17 protein-coding genes are annotated in these 16,411 nt (G+C 67.7%); 8 read left to right on the top strand and 9 right to left on the bottom strand.

Annotation, left to right across the window (positions count from 1 at the left end):
• Positions 1 to 64 precede the first annotated feature (64 nt).
• A complete protein-coding gene (gene purH / locus TSH64_RS22850; protein WP_109448498.1) occupies positions 65 to 1,669 on the top strand; it encodes a bifunctional phosphoribosylaminoimidazolecarboxamide formyltransferase/IMP cyclohydrolase in 1,605 nt (534 codons plus the stop codon).
• 44 nt (positions 1,670 to 1,713) lie between these two features.
• Here purH and TSH64_RS22845 read toward each other — a convergent pair whose 3' ends face one another.
• The 5 genes from TSH64_RS22845 to TSH64_RS22825 all read right to left on the bottom strand — a co-directional run bounded on the left by TSH64_RS22845 (position 1,714) and on the right by TSH64_RS22825 (position 6,374).
• Positions 1,714 to 2,610, bottom strand: coding sequence for an RNA polymerase factor sigma-32 (locus tag TSH64_RS22845; protein ID WP_109048123.1), 897 nt, complete (start codon positions 2,608 to 2,610; stop codon positions 1,714 to 1,716).
• A gap of 299 nt (positions 2,611 to 2,909) precedes the next feature.
• Positions 2,910 to 3,905 (bottom strand): hypothetical protein, encoded by a 996-nt coding sequence (locus TSH64_RS22840; RefSeq protein WP_109448496.1) that lies wholly within the window; start codon positions 3,903 to 3,905, stop codon positions 2,910 to 2,912.
• A 186-nt stretch (positions 3,906 to 4,091) separates the two neighbouring features.
• Positions 4,092 to 4,592 (bottom strand): CarD family transcriptional regulator, encoded by a 501-nt coding sequence (locus TSH64_RS22835; RefSeq protein WP_014248912.1) that lies wholly within the window; start codon positions 4,590 to 4,592, stop codon positions 4,092 to 4,094.
• 367 nt (positions 4,593 to 4,959) lie between these two features.
• Positions 4,960 to 5,289, bottom strand: a complete 330-nt coding sequence (gene fdxA, locus TSH64_RS22830; RefSeq protein WP_098738899.1) for a ferredoxin FdxA — start codon at positions 5,287 to 5,289, stop codon at positions 4,960 to 4,962.
• Between the two features lie 140 nt (positions 5,290 to 5,429).
• Positions 5,430 to 6,374: a LysR family transcriptional regulator gene (locus TSH64_RS22825; RefSeq protein ID WP_109448494.1), complete on the bottom strand. Its 945-nt coding sequence runs from the start codon at positions 6,372 to 6,374 to the stop codon at positions 5,430 to 5,432.
• A 194-nt stretch (positions 6,375 to 6,568) separates the two neighbouring features.
• Here TSH64_RS22825 and TSH64_RS22820 point away from each other — a divergent pair, with 194 nt between their 5' ends.
• Both TSH64_RS22820 and TSH64_RS22815 read left to right on the top strand, forming a co-directional pair.
• A complete protein-coding gene (locus TSH64_RS22820; protein ID WP_109448492.1) occupies positions 6,569 to 7,786 on the top strand; it encodes a YbfB/YjiJ family MFS transporter in 1,218 nt (405 codons plus the stop codon).
• An 80-nt stretch (positions 7,787 to 7,866) separates the two neighbouring features.
• Positions 7,867 to 8,349, top strand: coding sequence for a CBS domain-containing protein (locus TSH64_RS22815; protein ID WP_109448490.1), 483 nt, complete (start codon positions 7,867 to 7,869; stop codon positions 8,347 to 8,349).
• 42 nt (positions 8,350 to 8,391) lie between these two features.
• On the opposite strand, the gene TSH64_RS22810 is transcribed toward TSH64_RS22815, so the two are convergent.
• Positions 8,392 to 9,111 (bottom strand): TerC family protein, encoded by a 720-nt coding sequence (locus TSH64_RS22810; protein ID WP_109448488.1) that lies wholly within the window; start codon positions 9,109 to 9,111, stop codon positions 8,392 to 8,394.
• Between the two features lie 238 nt (positions 9,112 to 9,349).
• Entirely contained in the window at positions 9,350 to 9,607 is a 258-nt protein-coding gene (locus TSH64_RS22805; protein WP_109448486.1) for a hypothetical protein, read from the bottom strand.
• A 345-nt stretch (positions 9,608 to 9,952) separates the two neighbouring features.
• Here TSH64_RS22805 and nhaA point away from each other — a divergent pair, with 345 nt between their 5' ends.
• The 3 genes from nhaA (at position 9,953) to hemN (ending at position 13,288) form a co-directional block, all read left to right on the top strand.
• Complete coding sequence (gene nhaA, locus TSH64_RS22800; RefSeq protein WP_109448484.1) at positions 9,953 to 11,155, top strand: Na+/H+ antiporter NhaA; 1,203 nt, start codon at positions 9,953 to 9,955, stop codon at positions 11,153 to 11,155.
• Between the two features lie 187 nt (positions 11,156 to 11,342).
• Entirely contained in the window at positions 11,343 to 11,777 is a 435-nt protein-coding gene (locus TSH64_RS22795; RefSeq protein WP_109448482.1) for a DUF4112 domain-containing protein, read from the top strand.
• Positions 11,778 to 11,860: 83 nt separating this feature from the next.
• Positions 11,861 to 13,288: an oxygen-independent coproporphyrinogen III oxidase gene (gene hemN, locus TSH64_RS22790; protein ID WP_109448480.1), complete on the top strand. Its 1,428-nt coding sequence runs from the start codon at positions 11,861 to 11,863 to the stop codon at positions 13,286 to 13,288.
• Positions 13,289 to 13,378: 90 nt separating this feature from the next.
• Here hemN and TSH64_RS22785 read toward each other — a convergent pair whose 3' ends face one another.
• Positions 13,379 to 14,206 (bottom strand): EF-hand domain-containing protein, encoded by an 828-nt coding sequence (locus TSH64_RS22785; protein WP_109448479.1) that lies wholly within the window; start codon positions 14,204 to 14,206, stop codon positions 13,379 to 13,381.
• Between the two features lie 274 nt (positions 14,207 to 14,480).
• On the opposite strand from TSH64_RS22785, the gene TSH64_RS22780 reads away from it, so the two are divergent.
• Both TSH64_RS22780 and TSH64_RS22775 read left to right on the top strand, forming a co-directional pair.
• Complete coding sequence (locus TSH64_RS22780) at positions 14,481 to 14,933, top strand: SH3 domain-containing protein (RefSeq protein ID WP_109448478.1); 453 nt, start codon at positions 14,481 to 14,483, stop codon at positions 14,931 to 14,933.
• Positions 14,934 to 15,058: 125 nt separating this feature from the next.
• A complete protein-coding gene (locus TSH64_RS22775) occupies positions 15,059 to 15,997 on the top strand; it encodes a hypothetical protein (RefSeq protein ID WP_109448477.1) in 939 nt (312 codons plus the stop codon).
• Between the two features lie 7 nt (positions 15,998 to 16,004).
• Here the strand turns inward: TSH64_RS22775 and TSH64_RS22770 are convergent, their stop codons facing one another.
• A complete protein-coding gene (locus TSH64_RS22770; protein WP_109448476.1) occupies positions 16,005 to 16,187 on the bottom strand; it encodes a hypothetical protein in 183 nt (60 codons plus the stop codon).
• Positions 16,188 to 16,411 lie beyond the last annotated feature (224 nt).

The raw sequence follows: 16,411 nt of genomic DNA, 5'->3' as shown, positions 1-16,411 counted from the left end.
CTTGTCCGGGTCTCCCCGGTTGCCTGCGGCCTTATGCAATTCCCGCAGCGATCAGGATGACGCCATGAGCCCGCCCAAAGCCAACCACGCCCCCGCTCCCGACAAGGTCCGCATCGCCCGCGCCCTGATTTCCGTGTCCGACAAGGCCGGTCTGGTGGAGTTGGGCAAGGCGCTCGCCGCCCGCGGCGTCGAGATCCTGTCGACCGGCGGTTCGGCCCAGCGTCTGGCCGAGGCCGGTGTGCCGGTCAAGGAGGTCTCAGACCACACCGGCTTCCCGGAGATCATGGACGGTCGCGTCAAGACCCTGCACCCGCGCGTCCATGGCGGCATCCTGGCCCGCCGCGACGTCCACGCCGACGCGATGGCGCAGCACGATATCCCCGGCATCGATCTGGTGGTGGTGAACCTCTATCCGTTCGAGGCGACGGTCGCCAAGGGTGCGGCTTACGACGACTGCGTCGAGAACATCGACATCGGCGGGCCGGCGATGATCCGCGCCGCCGCCAAGAACCACGACTTCGTCGCCATCGTCACCGAGCCGTCGGACTACGAGGCGGTGATGGACGAGCTGGCGACCCATGACGGCTGCGTCACGCTGGCCCTGCGCCGCAAGCTGGCGCAGCGCGCCTATGCCCGCACCGCCGCCTACGATGCCGCCATCTCCACCTGGCTGGCCGGCCAGCTGGGCGAGACCTTCCCGCCGCGCACCACCCTGTCGGGTTCGCTGGCACAGACCCTGCGCTATGGCGAGAACCCGCACCAGCAGGCGGCCTTCTACGTCACCGGTGAGAAGCGTCCGGGCGTTGCCACCGCCGTGCAGCTGCAGGGCAAGGAGCTGTCCTACAACAACCTGAACGACACCGACGCCGCTTTCGAGCTGGTGGCGGAGTTCGAGCAGCCGGCCGTCGCCATCATCAAGCACGCCAACCCCTGCGGCGTGGCGCAAGGGTCGAACCTGCTGGAGGCCTACAAGTCGGCCCTGCTGTGCGATCCGGTCAGCGCCTTCGGCGGCATCATCGCCGTCAACCGCAGCCTGGATGCCGAGACGGCCGAGGAGATCTCCAAGCTGTTTGCCGAGGTGGTGATCGCCCCGGAGGCCGACGAGGCCGCCCGCGCGCTGCTCGCCACCAAGAAGAACCTGCGCGTGCTGCTGACCAAGGACGTGCCGAACCCGGCCGAGCCCGGCATGATGATCAAGCAGCTGTCGGGCGGCTTCCTGTTGCAGAACCGCGACAGCGGCCGCATCGACCCGGCCGAGCTGAAGGTCGTCACCAAGCGCGCGCCGACCGAACGGGAGCTGGCCGACCTGCTGTTCGCCTTCCGCGTCGCCAAGCACGTCAAGTCGAACGCCATCGTCTACGCCAAGAACGGCGCCACTGTGGGCGTCGGCGCCGGCCAGATGAGCCGCGTCGACTCGGCCCGCATCGCCGCCATCAAGTCGGGTGAAGCCGCCAAGGCCGCCGGCCTGTCGGAGCCGCTGACCAAGGGCTCGGTGGTTGCATCGGACGCCTTCTTCCCCTTCGCCGACGGCCTGCTGGCCGCGGCGGAAGCGGGGGTGACGGCGGTAATCCAGCCGGGCGGTTCGATCCGCGACAACGACGTTATCGCCGCCGCGGACGAGAAGGGTCTGGCGATGGTGCTGACCGGAATGCGGCACTTCCGGCATTGATGCTGTAAAAAGCGCCCTCTTTCTTCCAGGGAGAGGGCGCTCTCTCACGCCTCCGCCAGCAGGTCGTCGGAATCCTCGACCCGCTTCAGCATCGATTGCCGCAGTTTCAGCAGCGCCCGGTGCTCCAGCTGGCGCACGCGCTCCTTGCTGACACCCAGTTCACGGCCGAGTTCCTCCAGTGTTGCGCCTTCCTCGCGCAGGCGGCGTTCGCGGATGATGGTGCGTTCGCGCGGGCTCAGTTCGCCCAGCGCCTCCGCCAGCCACTGCGAGCGCGTGCTGGCGTCGCGCATGCCGATCACCACGTCCTCGGGCGAGGGGCGCTGGTCGGCCAGGAAATCCTGCCAGTCGTCGTCGGAGCCATCGGCCACCGGCGTGTTCAACGACTGGTCGGAACCGGACAGGCGCATCTCCATCGCCTCGACCTCCGACACCTCGACCTTCAGTTCGCCGGCGATCCACTCGCGGCCTTCCCTGGTCAGGGGGGCGCCGCTGCCGTTCTGGGTGGCGCTGTCGATCTTGGCGCGCAGCCGGCGCAGGTTGAAGAACAGGGATTTCTGCGCGGCGGTGGTGCCGGTCCGCACGATCGACCAGTTGCGCAGGATGTAGTCCTGCATGGCCGAGCGGATCCACCAGGCGGCGTAGGTGGAGAAACGCACCTCGCGGTCGGGTTCGAAGCGGCTGGCCGCCTGCATCAGGCCGACATTGCCCTCCTGGACGAGGTCGCCCATCGGCAGGCCATAATTGCGGAACCGCGATGCGGTGGCCACCACCAGACGGGTGTATGCCCGGACCAGCTGATGCAGGGCTCGTTCGTCGTTGCCCTCCCGCCATTTTCGGGCGAGGTCGAATTCATGGTCGCGCGACAGCAACGGTTCGCGCATGGATGCCTTGATGAAGCTCAGGTTTGCGCGCTGAGTCTCCGGATCGTCGATGTATGCCATCCGTCCCTTCCTTCCCGTCTGGGCGGCATCGTGTTCCTTCGCATATCCCCGTACTATCGGGTCTTCGCCGCTTTGCCGCCTGCCGCCGGTCGATGCCGTCGGGTTAAGACAACAAGCATGAGCGCGCCCTGTTGCGGAATCATACGCAGGTGTAGGGGGGGCGGATCACTAGGGAAAAAAGGAATTTCACCGGCGACCCGTTCATGGGCGGCCGGCGAGGGACGGACAACGAAGACTCTTCACTGTTATTGCGCGAAGTTACGGTTGGACGGAGCGATCCGGCAGAACCTGAGGTTGGGTCACGCCTGGAAAAGGTCCAGCATCTCACCGAAAGAATCGAAGCAGGCGCAGACGAGGTAGCCACCGCGGCCGCAGCCGCCGTCGAGCGTCACCGTCGCCGGTCCGACACCGACGCCGGGGCTTTCCGGCATCCAGTTGGGGTCGTAGCCGCGCACCAGACGGCTGAAACCGCCATAGGACTGCTCCAGCCGGGCGAAGCCGGCGCTGCCCCACCAGAAGGCATCGCCCTGGCCGGTCAGCGGGCGGCGGGGATCGATGCCGGAATTGACCAGCAGCAGGCTTCCGCCGCCGCGGCTGCTGCCGGTCCAGCCTTCGCCGTCCCCAGCGTCTTCCGGGAGCCCGTCGGAGGAGCCGTCATCCGTCACCCCGCCCTGCGAGACCGGGCCGCCGGTGTAGGCGGCGCGGCGCAGCGCGTTGAACAGCTGCTCATGACCGGGCCTCGCGGCCACCGCCTGCCGGAGTTCACGCGTCCAGCGGCCCAGCATCACCGCCCCGCCGCGTGCCGCCGCCCTGCCGGCATCGAGATGACCGCCATAGGCCGCCAGCGTCGGCGCAACGCCCTGGCGCAGCATCCAGTCCAGCACGGTGCGCGGATCGGGGGCGAAATGGAGTTGCAGCAACTTCTGCCACATCTCCTCCTGCTGGCCGCGCAGGTAGACGATGTCGGACGCGATCATGCCCGGCATCGCCAGCAGGGCGATGCGGAAGGCCAGCAGCCGGTCGATGGTTTCCACCACCTGCTCGCCGAAGCCGATCATGTTGCCGAGATAGACCAACCGGTCGCCGGGGCGGAAGCGCTGCCCGACGGCCTGATGGATCGGGTCCAGCCGGTCCGGCTGTGCATGGATGGCGCCGATGGCCCAGATCCGGCGCGGCCGGCCGAGAGAGGCGAACCGGCTGTCGTCCTCAAGGGCACCGACAAGAGCACCGGCACCGGGGCCGGCAGGTCGGTTGGTCCGGCGGTTGGGAAGACCAAGGCGCGGCGGCAGACCCAAACTCGATTCCCTTCGGCGTCGTTCGCGAAGTCGTTCCGACGCTGTCCGCCGGAAGGCGGCCGGAGTTTAGGCGTGTCATGCCGTGGAAACAAAGGCGAAAAACGAGACGGGCGCGCGGCGTGACGTAGCAGCCGCGCGCCCGTTCGTGTCACGGACGTCTAAGAGCCCGGAAACCGGGACCTGAAATCAGGCGGCCTTGGACAGCACCGATTCCAGACGCTCGGTCGCCTTGGTCTCGTCGATCTTCTCGACGGCGGCCAGCTCGCGGGCCAGACGCTCCAGGGCGGCCTGATAAATCTGGCGCTCGCTATAGGACTGGTCGGACTGGTCGGCGCCGCGGTACAGGTCGCGCACCACCTCGGCGATAGACACCGGATCGCCGGAGTTGATCTTGGCTTCATACTCCTGGGCGCGGCGGCTCCACATGGTGCGGCGGACGCGCGAACGGCCCTGCAGAGTCTCCAGCGCGACCTTGATCCGGTCCTTGGAGGACAGGCGGCGCAGGCCGGCGTTGCGGGCTTTGGTAACCGGAACCTTGAGCGTCATGCGCTCTTTCTCGAACGTGATCGCGTAGAGTTGAACCTCGAGTCCGGCAATGCTGTGGGTCTCGATCCCTTCGACCCGACCGACGCCATGAGCCGGATAAACGACGAAGTCACCGGCTTCGAAGTCAAGCTTGTTCGACATGTGGATTGGCTCTCACTTCTCGCGATCACGCCATTTTGCCGCCCCGGTGGAAGGGACGAAAAAGGACCCCGGACGATTATGGCGCCGTGGGGATGGGACCCATCCACGACGATCACAAAAGCCACAGGTCCTGGAACGATGGGAAAACCGGCAATGGCGCGAAGGCCGGCTCCGGGCGCGCATTATAGCGATGTTACGCCCGAGTTACAAAGGGAACGCGCAATCTACCGGGCGGAAATCGTCCATCGCCCGGCCATGGCCGCCCCGTCGATTTTGCATAGCAACATCGATTGGTGCAATCGGTTGATGTGGCCCGACTCGAAAAATCCTACTCGGATCGGGGGCCGGGCCGCATCGTCATTCGGTCTCAGCCCGCCTTGGGGGAGAAATACTTCTCGAACTTGCCGTCCACACCCTTGAACTCGTCGGCGTCGGCCGGCGCGTCCTTCTTGCGGGTGATGTTCGGCCACTGGCCGGAATAGTCGCGGTTCATCTCCAGCCACTTGGTCGCGCGGTCGTCGGTGTCGGGGACGATCGCCTCGGCCGGGCATTCCGGCTCGCACACGCCGCAGTCGATGCACTCGTCCGGGTGGATGACCAGCATGTTCTCACCCTCGTAGAAGCAATCCACGGGGCAGACTTCGACGCAGTCGGTGTACTTGCACTTGATGCAGCCGTCGGTAACGACGTAGGGCATGATCTCTTCTCCGCTGTTCCGGCCCGCAGTGCCAGCCGCGCGTCCGTGGTTCCGCTATCGCCCTTGGGGGCCGATCGGAGCCGTTTCCCAGGAATAGGGCACGCGCATGGCACAGGGCCGGATGGCCAACCCGCGCCTGCCTAGCACGCCGCCGATGAGCCGTTCAACCCTGCGCGTGATGTGGGCGACCCTGTCGCACCCTGCATTGCGCCATTCGCAGCGATGGCCGGGCCGGGGGTTTGCGAAAACGCCTCCATGAAGGCGCGCAGGCTGGCGGTTTCGATGGCGTCGGCACGCCGCACGAACTGGGTCGGCATGCGGGCGAACGCATCCGGCAGCGGCCGGGCCGCCAGCAGCTCGTGCCAAGGGTCGCGCTCGACCACCGACCGGGGCATCACAGTCACCCCCATCCCGGCGCCGACGCAGCCGAGGATGGCGTCCAGCGTGCCAAACTCCATGACCCGAAAGGGCACGCGCCCGGCCTCGCGCATCGCCATCTCCGCCCGGCCGCGATAGGCGCAGGCGCGGCCGAAGGCGATCAGGGTGCGGTGCGCGGAGTCGGTGGTCAGTCCGGCGGCCGGCTCGGCCAGCACCAGCTCCTCGTCGGAGATGCGCCGGGCGATCAGGTCGGGATGGGCCACCTCGCCGCCGACGAAGGCACCGTCCAGACGGCCGGCCAGCACCTCCGCCAGCAGAGTCTCGGTCGGGCCGGGCGTGATGGTCAGCTCCACGTCGGGATGGTCGCGATGGAAGCGGGACAGGATCGGCGGCAGCCGTACCGCGGCGGTCGATTCCATGCTGCCCACCGCCAGCCGGCCGCCGCGCCCTGCCGCTTCCGCCACCGCGTCGCGGGCCTGGGCGACCAGCCGCAGCACCCGGTCGGCATAGCCGCTGAGCACCCGGCCGGCCGGTGTCGGCTCCATACCGCGGCTGAGGCGAAGGAACAGGTCGACGCCCAAATCCTCCTCAAGCCGCTTGATCCGTGCGGTGACGTTGGACTGCACGCAGTTCAGCGCCTCCGCCGCCCGGCTGACGCTCCCGGTGTCGGCGACCGCCTTCACCACCCGCAAACCGGCCAGATCCATCGCGAGGCCTCCTTCCACTTCCCGTGCATGGCACCCATCACTGAAAGTGGAGCTTATCATCAGAACAATTCATTGGAAATGAGGGTAGGGCCGCGGCCATGATGGACGCCAAATCAATCGGCCCACCGGACGTTCGTTGCATCGAACGGTATCCGGTCAAAGGCGCCGGCCGAAAAAACGAGAGGGCGTGGATCATGGTGCGGGTGCTGGTTGGCGGCCTGATCGGGCTTGCCATCGCAATGGGTGTCGCGCGTTTCGCCTTCACCCCGATCCTGCCGGCGATGCAGGAGGCCACCGGGCTGCGGGCCGACGGGGCGGGGCTGCTCGCCTCTCTGAACTATCTGGGATATTTCATCGGTGCGCTGGGCGCCGGGCTGGTGCCGCACGGCGCCACGCGGACGGCGATGTACCGGCTGTCGCTGCTGGTCAGCGTCGCCACCACCGCGGCGATGGGGCTGGATTTGGGCGATGCCGGGCAGGCGATGCCGGTCTGGCTGCTCCTGCGCTTCCTGTCGGGGGTGTCGAGCGCCGGCATCTTCATCCTGGGCATCGCCATGGTGCTGGACACGCTGACGCGGCGGGGCGGCGAACGCTTCGCCGGCTGGCTCTACACCGGGGTGGGGCTGGGCATTGCATCGTCGGGATTGTTCGTCGCGCTGTTCGGCGACCGGCTGGGCTGGGCCGGCGACTGGCTGGCCCTGGGGGCGATCTGCGCGCTGCTGGGGCTGATGCCCGGCCTCTGGGTGCGCGACCCGCCGCCGCAACCGCAACCCGCCACGGCCGGGGCGGCGGGAGATGCCGGTACGGCACGGCGGGGAGGACTGTCGGCGCCGCTCCTGCTGCTGACACTCGCCTATTTCCTGGAAGGCGGCGGCTACATCGTGTCGGCCACCTTCCTGGTGTCGATCCTGAAGACCGATCCCGGCACCGCCGCGGTCGGCGAGGCCGCCTGGATGGTGGCCGGGTTGGGGGCGATGGGCGCCGGGGTGTTCTGGGCCGCGGTCGCCCGCCGGTCGAACAGCTGGTGGTCGCTGATCCTGGCTCACCTGACCCAGGCCGTCACCATCCTTCTGCCGATGACCGGCTCGCCGACGGTGGCGGTCATTTCGGCGCTGCTGTTCGGCGGTACCTTCGTCGGCATCGTCTCCCAGGCTTTCGCGCTGGGACGGCAGCTGTCGGCCGGTGCCTCGGCCCGGGTGGTCGGGGCGCTGACCGCCGCCTATGGGCTGGGGCAGATCATCGGGCCGCTGCCGGCCGGGCTGGTGGTGACCCGCACCGGCAGCTTCAATGCCGTGCTGCTGGGGGCTGCCGCCGTGGTACTGCTGGGGGCGCTGCTGCTGGCGCTGGGCATGGTGATCGCCGGACGGCAGTCGTCGGCTGGGCCGGCATTCACCTTTCCCAAAGCGTCATGAGGACCGGAGCGTCATGAAGGGAAAAGCTTCGTAAGTATTGAAAAGGTCTGCCTGCGACAATCGGCGCCGGATTTGCTGCGATGCCGTTGTTCTCCCCGATCGTTTGCTTTGGCTACAGTCTGGTCCACAACAACCAGATCCTGGGGGAGTCGATGAAACGCAAGCTGGTTCCGGACGTCGTGAAGTCGCAGGAACTGATCCTGGTGCCGGAGGACACCTCCGTCGCCACGGTGTCGAAGATGATGGCCGACAAGAACATCGGCGCGGTGCTGGTGGTGGACCACGGCGCCCTGATCGGCATCGTCACCGAGCGCGACCTGAACAACAAGGTGCTGTCCAAGGATCTCGACCCGTCGTCGGTGGAGGTCGGTGCGGTGATGACCCGCAACCCCGACAGCCTGCCGCCCGATGCCGACGCGGTCGACGCGTTGAAGCTGATGCACGACAAGCATTACCGGCACCTGCCCATCACCCAGGGCAAGCGCGCGGTCGGCATCGTGTCGATCCGCGACCTGTTCAAGGTCGCCTACGAGCATCTGATGGCCGAACGCGCCGAGGCGTGACGGGGGAAGGGGGCGTCGCGGACGGCGCCCCCCTTCTTTCGGTCAGTGCGCCGCGTTGTGCTTGCGCCGGGCCAGCAGGTTCAGCGCCTCCACCAGGGTGGAGAAGGCGATGGCGAAGTACAGGTAGCCCTTGGGGATGTGGAAGCCGAAGCCGTCCGCCACCAGCGCCACGCCGACCAGCAGGAGGAAGGACAGCGCCAACATCTTCACCGTGACGTGACGGTTCACGAAATCGCCGACCGGACCGGAGGCGAACAGCATCACCGCCATGGCGATGACGACGGCGGCGACCATCACCGGCAGATGGTCGGACATGCCGACCGCAGTGATGACGCTGTCGAGCGAGAAGACGATGTCCAGGAACATGATCTGGATGACCACTGAGGTGAAGGTGGCGTGCTTGGGCGCCGATCCGCCCTCCTCATGGCCTTCGACGGTGTGGTGGATCTCCAGCGTGCCCTTGGCCAGCAGGAACAGGCCGCCGAGGATCAGGATCAGGTCGCGGCCAGACACATCCCAGCCGGCGACGGTGAACAGCGGCTGGGTCAGCTGCGCCACCCAGGCGATGGAGGCCAGCAGCGCTAGGCGGGTCAGCAGCGCCAGCGCCAAGCCGACGCGCCGCGCGCTGTGCTGCCGCTCGGGCGGCAGCTTCGACGCCATGATCGAGATGAAGATGATGTTGTCGATGCCCAGCACGATCTCCAACGCGGTCAACGTCAGAAGGCTGGCCCAGACATTCGGGTCGGAGAGGAGTTCGAGCATGTAGGGGCGGGGCTCCGGCAGTCAGATGGCGGCAATCAGGTGGCGGTGGCCAACTGGGTGCAACCGACGGGTTTCACGCCGGCACCGCGGGGTGCCAGCGTGACCGCGACCACATGAGGTCGGCTTCGGCCCGCTGCAAGGGGCGAGTTCCATTTTCCCGCCTGTCTTCTCCCCCGGCTTGCCGGTGTTTTGCGGGCGTCTTACCGCCCTTTTGCCACCGATCCCGCGACCGTGCGTTTCATCTCCAGAAGGCTGCGGTCCGCTGTCCCGCCGCCGTGCCGGGGATGCGGCCGAATGGGGCCGGGTCGGCGTGCTCCACCTCGTGCCGCTCGACGGTCCGTCGGGTGGCCGTGATGCTGTCGGTCCGCTCGCTCCAGGCGCGCCGGCGGATCGCCATCTGAAGCCGGCAATCCTGGGAGCAGTAGAAGGGCGCCGGGCCGCGGGCGGACGTGCGGACGAAGGGCCTGCCGCAGCAGGCGCAGTAAAGCGTGGTCATGGTCGTTTCCTCCGGAACGGGCGGCCGTTTGCCGGCCTTGCCCAGAGCCTTTCAGGTGATCGCCTTTCAGGTGATCGCCCTTCGGCTCTGCTGATGCTGTTGGGTGAATTGTGTCGGCTGGCCTCAGTTATCGCCAGCGACCAAAAGACATAAGCCCGACTGGCCTCAAGTATTCGAGGCCGGAATTTGGAACAGTGGCAGCAGCTTAGATGCACAAGCGCGTCAATTCGCCGCGATGCTCTGCCGCTCGTCGGAACCGGAATTTTTCGACACCGGCATCTTCCAACGGAAGCCTGACGGTGCCACCTGTTCCCATCGACCAACTGTCCGGAAAGACGAGACGCGATGACGCTGAGACGCCTCGCCACCTTCCTGAAAACCGAAAGCGCCAGCGGCGTGGTCCTGATGATTGCGGCGGTGCTTGCTCTGATCTGGGCGAACTCGCCGGCGGCCCCGCTCTACGATGCGATCCTGGCGATGAAGGTGGCGGTGACGGCCGGCGGCGTCGGGTTGGACAAGCCGCTGATCCTGTGGATCAACGACGGGCTGATGGCGATCTTCTTCCTGCTGGTCGGGCTGGAGATCAAGCGCGAGGTGCTGGAGGGCGAACTGTCGAGCCCGGCCAAGGCGATGCTGCCCGGCATCGCGGCGCTCGGCGGCATGGCGGTGCCGGCGCTGGTCTATTGCCTGTTCGCCCAGGCCGAACCGGGCGCCCTGCAGGGCTGGGCGATCCCGGCCGCCACCGACATCGCCTTCGCGCTCGGCGTGCTGGCCCTGCTGGGCAACCGGGTTCCCAGCAGTTTGCGCGTCTTCCTGCTGGCGCTGGCGATCATGGACGATCTGGGCGCCATCGTGATCATCGCCATCTTCTACAGCCACGGGCTGGTGCCGCTGGCGCTGGGGCTGGCGGCGGCATCGGCGGTCGTTCTGTGGCTGCTGAACCGGGCAGGAGTGCGGTCGCTGACGCCCTATCTGGTGCTGGGGCTGGTCCTATGGGTGTGCGTGCTGAAATCGGGCATCCACGCGACGCTGGCCGGCGTGGTGCTGGCCTTCGCCATTCCGTTGCGGGTCAATGACCGCGCCGGCAAGCGGGCGCCGGACGCGCCGCTCCATCGCCTGGAGCATGCGCTGCACCCCTGGGTTGCCTTCCTGATCATGCCGGTCTTCGCGCTCGCCAATGCCGGCGTGCCGCTCGACGGCATCACCCCGGCCAGCCTGCTGGAGCCGGTGCCGCTGGGCATCGCGCTCGGCCTGTTCCTGGGCAAGCAGGCGGGAGTCTTCCTGGCGGTGTGGATCGCCGTGCGGACCGGCGTGGTCGAGCGGCCCGCCCGTGCCAGCTGGAGCCAGATTTACGGCGTCGCCGTGCTGACCGGCATAGGCTTCACCATGAGCCTGTTCATCGGGACGCTGGCCTTCGCCGATCCGCATCATGCGGTGGCGGTGCGGCTGGGCGTGTTGACCGGCTCGCTCGCCTCGGCGCTGGCCGGCTATGCGCTGCTCCATGCCGCCGGCAGTGCGCGGGCGCGGGAAGTTGCCCGGGCAAGCTGAGATCCGCCGCACCGGGATGGCCTATGGGATGGCCCATGGGATTGCCGCGGGCGGAAGGCCGGCATGCTGTCCGCTGGGTGTGCGAACTTTGTGCCCGGAGGGTGGAACCGCCGGGGGGATCGGCGGGTTCTTCCCTTGCGGGGAGTCGCGCTGCGGGCGCGGGACCGCCTGATCGGGGGGACATGCGATGATCGACGCCATCCGCACACGCCGGCACGCCGTTGCCGAAGCGCCGCCGCTGGGCGCTGCAGGCGGCTCGGTCCCCATCGACTTCCAACGGCTGGAGCGGCTTCGCCGCTTGACCCGGCTGATGGATACCCGCTGGCGCATTCCCTTCACCCGCATCCCCATCGGGCTGGACGGCATCGCCAGCGTGGTGCCGGTGGCCGGCGATACGGTGACGGCGTTCGTTTCCGCCTACATCATCATGGAGGCCGCCCGCTTCGACCTGCCGAAGACGCTGGTGGCCCGCATGGTCTTCAACGTGCTGCTGGACTGGGCAGGCGGGTCGGTCCCGGTGCTGGGCACCGTGTTCGACATCGCCTTCAAGGCCAACCGGATGAACCTGAACCTGCTGCACGAGCATCTGGAACAGCGCCTCGCCGCCGCCGCGAAGCGCTGACGCGGCATCCGCCGAAAGGCGCCTCTTTCCGATCTTGACGTGGATCAAGGCAGGGGTGGGGGGACTGCGGCACTCTGTCGCTCATGAACGCCATCACCGCCCTGGCCGTTTCGCCGGCCCCCGCCAACCCGTCCCATTCCCATGGTGTCGCCCACGGTGTCGACGCCGCGCTGCTCGCCAAGTATGACGGGCTGCGGGTGCCGCGTTACACCAGCTATCCGACCGCGCCGCACTTCACGCCAGAGGTGAACGGCGATGTCTATGGTGGCTGGCTGGAGGCGACCGAGCCGTCCCGCTCGGGATCGCTCTACCTGCATGTCCCCTTCTGTCGGAAGATGTGCTGGTACTGCGGCTGCCACACCAAGATCGTCGCCCGCTATGAGCCGATTGCGGAGTATCTCGACCATATGCGGCGCGAGATCGCCATGGTGGCCGACCGCATTCCCGGCCGTTTGTCGGTTCGCCACATCCATTTCGGCGGCGGCACCCCGACCATGATGGCGCCCGACGATTTCGAGGCGATGATCGCGCTGCTGCTCAGGCGCTTCGACGTTGCCGACGATGCCGAACTGGCGGTGGAGATCGATCCCCGCACCCTGACGGCGGAGATGGCGGCCGCGATGGGCCGCGCCGGGGTCAACCGCGCCTCGCTGGGCGTGCAGGATTTCGACGAGACGGTGCAGCAGGCGATCAACCGCGTCCAGCCGCGCGCCGTCACCGAACAGGCGCTGGCCTGGCTGAAGGACGCCGGCATCGCCAGCGTCAACCTGGACCTGATGTACGGCCTGCCGCACCAGTCGGTGGAGAGCGTCGCCCGCTCCGCCGAGATCGCGCTGGAGATGGCGCCCGACCGGCTGTCGGTCTTCGGCTATGCCCATGTGCCGTGGATGAAGACCCACCAGAAGAAGATCGACGAGTCGGTTCTGGCCGGTTCGCTCGGTCGCTGGGAGCAGTTCGCCGCCATCGCCGACACGCTGTCGGCCGCCGGCTACAGCGCCATCGGCCTCGACCATTTCGCCCGTCCCGGCGACGAGCTGGCGGTGCAGCAGGAGGAAGGGCGGCTGGGCCGCAACTTCCAGGGCTACACCACCGACGATGCCGAGATTCTGCTGGGCTTCGGCTCCTCCTCCATCGGTGCCTTGCCGCAGGGCTACGTGCAGAACGCGGTGCCCTTCGACCATTACGCCACCGCCATCGAGGAGGGCCGCCTGCCCACCGGCAAGGGCATCGCGCTGACCCAGGACGACAAGGTGCGGCGCGACTTGATCATGCGGCTGATGTGCGACCTGTCGGTCGATACCGCCGCCATCGCCCGTTCCCACGGCTTGCCCGAGTCCGCCTTCGACGCGGAGCTGGAGGGCATGGCCGATCTGGTCGCCGACGGCGTCGCGGTGGTGGACGGCCGGCGCATCCATGTGCCGGAGAGCGCCCGCCCGCTGATGCGCATCGTCGCCGCCCGCTTCGACACCCACCTGTCCAAGGGCGCCGGACGGCACAGCCGGGCGGTTTGACGGCACTCAGGGTAAACCACAAAAAAGAAAAGGCGGCCGGCGCCACCCGCCGACCGCCTTTCCCCGTGCCGCGCATCCGAACCCACAAGGCTACGCGGCAACCTCGTTGATGCCCTGCATCAATGTCCGCAGCATGTCGCCGCTGAGGCGGTTGGACGTGACGCCGCCCGTCTGCTGCTGCATGCCGCCATAGGCGGCCATCCGCTCCTGCTCCGACACATAGCCATCCTTGTTGGTGTCCAGCGGGTCGTAGCCGGTCGTGCCGCCTGCCGCCGCCGAGCTTGAAGTCGCCGAGCTTGAAGTCGTGGAACTGGAGGATGCCGAACTGGAGAACGTGCTGCCGCTGTCCGAAGCGCTGGCGGTGCCTCCAGCCATACCGGTGTCATTGGCGGGCGGCGGCGGGGGCGGCGGGCGGTTGGCGTCGGCCTGTTTCAGCGCGCTGCTCAACTCGTCCTGGGAAATCGACCCGTCCTCGTCGCTGTCGAGGCTGCTGAACAGAGATGCGGCATCGGTGCTCGACTGGCCGGCGGAGGTCAGGACGGATGTCAGCTCGTCGGTGCTGATGCCGCCGCTGCTGTCGCTGTCCAGGCTGGAATAGAGGTTCTGGGCGAACTGCTGCTGCATCGCGCTCGCCTGCTCCTGCGCCGCCAGCAGGGCGCTGCCGCTGCCATAGTCGAACTGGCTGGCGAAGGAACTGAATTCGGTCGTGCTGAGCGAGCCGTTGCTGTCGCTGTCCAGGCTGCCGATCAGGCCGTCGACGGCGGACGACAGTTTCCCGCTGTCGGAGGCGGCCGAGGTGCCGCCGAGCGCGCCCAGCAACTCGTCCTTGGACAGCGACGAGTCGCTGTTGGCATCCGCCTTGGAGAAGAATTTCTGAAGCGTCGCCGCGCTGTTGGAACTGCCGAGGGAGGAAATCATGGCCGGATGCCCCCGTAAGGTGCCGTCGTGATGGTCAAGATACGCGGGGCGGCTTGGGACTCCTGCGCGGAACGGCGTCGAAAAAGATCGGACTTGAGATAATTTTTTGTGACTGGGTGGCGTGCCTCAAAAAGCGCATAGCGACTCCGGCTGCGCTGCGGTGGCGAAGAGGGGGCCGCCTCCTGTATGGTCGCGCCGAAGGTCCACAACCCACCCGTTTACCCTTTCCGTTCGTCCCGTTCCTGCAAAGCACCGTTCCATCTCAAGGTGAGCGATGATCCGGCGTCTGCGTACCCTTCCCTTGATGGTGGCCCTGGCCACGCTGATGGTTCCCGGCTGCATGCCGTACCAGCGGACCCCCAATCCGCCGACCGTGCGGACAGCACCAGACACCGGAACCGGGCTGGAGCCGATCTATGGGGAATGGCAGGTGGACAAACCGACGCCGGCCTATGCCCAGCCGGCTGGCGGCTCGGGCGTCATCGCAACGATTGGGACGGGGCAGGCGGTGACCACGCTGGGCCGTGTGCGCAACAGCGACTGGGTGGCGGTGAAGGTCGGCGGCTCCACCGCCTATGTCCGGCTCCATCTGCTCAGCCTGAAGGGCAGCACCCCGCGCGGCAGCCGCGGCACCTCCACCACCCTGGCGAAGCCCGTCGACAATGCTGGCCCGACCATCAAGGCCGCCCCGCGCGGCAAGATCGGCGCGACGCCAATCGCCAACTGATCCCAGCGACGGCTGACCTCAGGGCAAACGGTCTCAAAACAAGACAGGAGTCGCAGGCTCCCTCTCGACAAGCGTTCATGATAGAACATATCAGGAACATATGCCTGTCGAGCGGAGCCTTAGTCATGCCTGTCCCCTTGTCCTCCTCCTCATCTGCGGACGCGGCACCGCGCGACCGAGCCGGAATGCTGGCCGACCTGCGCGCACGCATCCGGCGGATCGAGGGAGCGGGCGGCGAAGGGGGACGGACCCTGGCGTTCGGCATCGACTCGGTCGATGGCCATCTGCCCGACGGCGGGCTGCCGCTGGGCTGCCTGCATGAGGTGGCTGCGGACGACCCGGGGGCCGGCACCGGATTCACCGCGGCGCTGCTGGCCCGGCTGGCGACCCCGAAAAGGCCGGTGCTGTGGATCCTGCGCGGGCGCGACCTGTATGCCCCGGGGTTGGCGGCCTACGGGCTCACGCCCGATCGGCTGGTCGCGGTGCGGGCGGTGCGGCCGGTCGACGCGCTGTGGGCGATGGAGGAGGCGCTGCGCTGCTCCACCCTATCGGCGGTGCTGGGCGAACTGGAGGGGCTGGACCTGACCGCCAGCCGGCGGCTGCAGCTTGCCGCCGAGTCGTCGGGGGTGACCGGCTTCCTGCTGGACGCGAGCGCCGGCGCATCGGACGAGCGCAACCAACGGATGGAAGGCCGGCGGCTGGCAGGCCGGCGGCTGGCGGGCGAGCGGGCGGAAGGGCTCAGCGCAGCGGTGACCCGCTGGCGGCTGGATGCCGTTCCCAGTCTGGATAAGGAGGGGGATGCGGCACCACGCCCGGCCGGAGGCCCGCCGGGGCTGGGGATGCCGCACTGGTCGGTCATGCTGGAGCGCTGCCGGGGCGGGCGCCCAGGAGGCTGGACCCTCGCCTGGGACGGGCAGGGCTGGCACGACGTGGGGAAAGAGGATCGAAGCGGCCTTCGGCAGGCCGCAAGACGCGAGTCGGGGCTATGGCCGGCCGGGCAGCCGATGTCCGACAACCGACGGGGGCGTCTGTCGGATCACCGCAAACCGGCCATCGCAGGCTGACTGCCGGTCAGTAGTCGGTCGCCCAGTCGGGCTCGCGGCGGCCGGGCTGCTCCGACCCGTCCGGTTCGGTCATCCAGCGCGGATCATCCGCGTCCATCGGGGCGTGGAGCGGCAGCTGGCGGGCGAACTCCGCGCTGTCGGCATCGCGGCGCTGCTTCAGCAGGCGGTCGGCAAGGTGGGCGGGCAGCATGGCAGGTCTCCTTCTGAGCGCCGGATGGCACCGCGGATCAGCCTGACTAAGGCCGGTCCTGGCCCACCCGTCGTCCTGTTTGCCTGGATAATAACTACGCAAGTTCCAGGCCAGCTGTTAAGCGCGTCACACGAGTTCCATGACACACGACTAAATCTCTACAAACGGTTTATACGAAGCCACTTGAACCCACATGAACAGGTATGACACGAGGGAGTCTTGGG

Origin of the sequence: Azospirillum sp. TSH64, assembly GCF_003116035.1 — a bacterium.
GTDB lineage: Bacteria > Pseudomonadota > Alphaproteobacteria > Azospirillales > Azospirillaceae > Azospirillum.
This window is presented reverse-complemented; position numbering and strand designations above follow the sequence as displayed.

What these genes read in the sequence shown, in the direction of transcription:
- purH (WP_109448498.1), top strand. Translation starts at nt 65, where the DNA reads ATGAGCCCGCCCAAAGCCAACCACGCCCCCGCTCCCGACAAGGTCCGC.
- TSH64_RS22845 (WP_109048123.1), bottom strand. Translation starts at nt 2,610, where the DNA reads ATGGCATACATCGACGATCCGGAGACTCAGCGCGCAAACCTGAGCTTC.
- TSH64_RS22835 (WP_014248912.1), bottom strand. Translation starts at nt 4,592, where the DNA reads ATGTCGAACAAGCTTGACTTCGAAGCCGGTGACTTCGTCGTTTATCCG.
- fdxA (WP_098738899.1), bottom strand. Translation starts at nt 5,289, where the DNA reads ATGCCCTACGTCGTTACCGACGGCTGCATCAAGTGCAAGTACACCGAC.
- TSH64_RS22825 (WP_109448494.1), bottom strand. Translation starts at nt 6,374, where the DNA reads ATGGATCTGGCCGGTTTGCGGGTGGTGAAGGCGGTCGCCGACACCGGG.
- TSH64_RS22820 (WP_109448492.1), top strand. Translation starts at nt 6,569, where the DNA reads ATGGTGCGGGTGCTGGTTGGCGGCCTGATCGGGCTTGCCATCGCAATG.
- TSH64_RS22815 (WP_109448490.1), top strand. Translation starts at nt 7,867, where the DNA reads ATGCCGTTGTTCTCCCCGATCGTTTGCTTTGGCTACAGTCTGGTCCAC.
- TSH64_RS22810 (WP_109448488.1), bottom strand. Translation starts at nt 9,111, where the DNA reads ATGCTCGAACTCCTCTCCGACCCGAATGTCTGGGCCAGCCTTCTGACG.
- TSH64_RS22805 (WP_109448486.1), bottom strand. Translation starts at nt 9,607, where the DNA reads ATGACCACGCTTTACTGCGCCTGCTGCGGCAGGCCCTTCGTCCGCACG.
- nhaA (WP_109448484.1), top strand. Translation starts at nt 9,953, where the DNA reads ATGACGCTGAGACGCCTCGCCACCTTCCTGAAAACCGAAAGCGCCAGC.
- TSH64_RS22795 (WP_109448482.1), top strand. Translation starts at nt 11,343, where the DNA reads ATGATCGACGCCATCCGCACACGCCGGCACGCCGTTGCCGAAGCGCCG.
- hemN (WP_109448480.1), top strand. Translation starts at nt 11,861, where the DNA reads ATGAACGCCATCACCGCCCTGGCCGTTTCGCCGGCCCCCGCCAACCCG.
- TSH64_RS22785 (WP_109448479.1), bottom strand. Translation starts at nt 14,206, where the DNA reads ATGATTTCCTCCCTCGGCAGTTCCAACAGCGCGGCGACGCTTCAGAAA.
- TSH64_RS22780 (WP_109448478.1), top strand. Translation starts at nt 14,481, where the DNA reads ATGATCCGGCGTCTGCGTACCCTTCCCTTGATGGTGGCCCTGGCCACG.
- TSH64_RS22775 (WP_109448477.1), top strand. Translation starts at nt 15,059, where the DNA reads ATGCCTGTCCCCTTGTCCTCCTCCTCATCTGCGGACGCGGCACCGCGC.
- TSH64_RS22770 (WP_109448476.1), bottom strand. Translation starts at nt 16,187, where the DNA reads ATGCTGCCCGCCCACCTTGCCGACCGCCTGCTGAAGCAGCGCCGCGAT.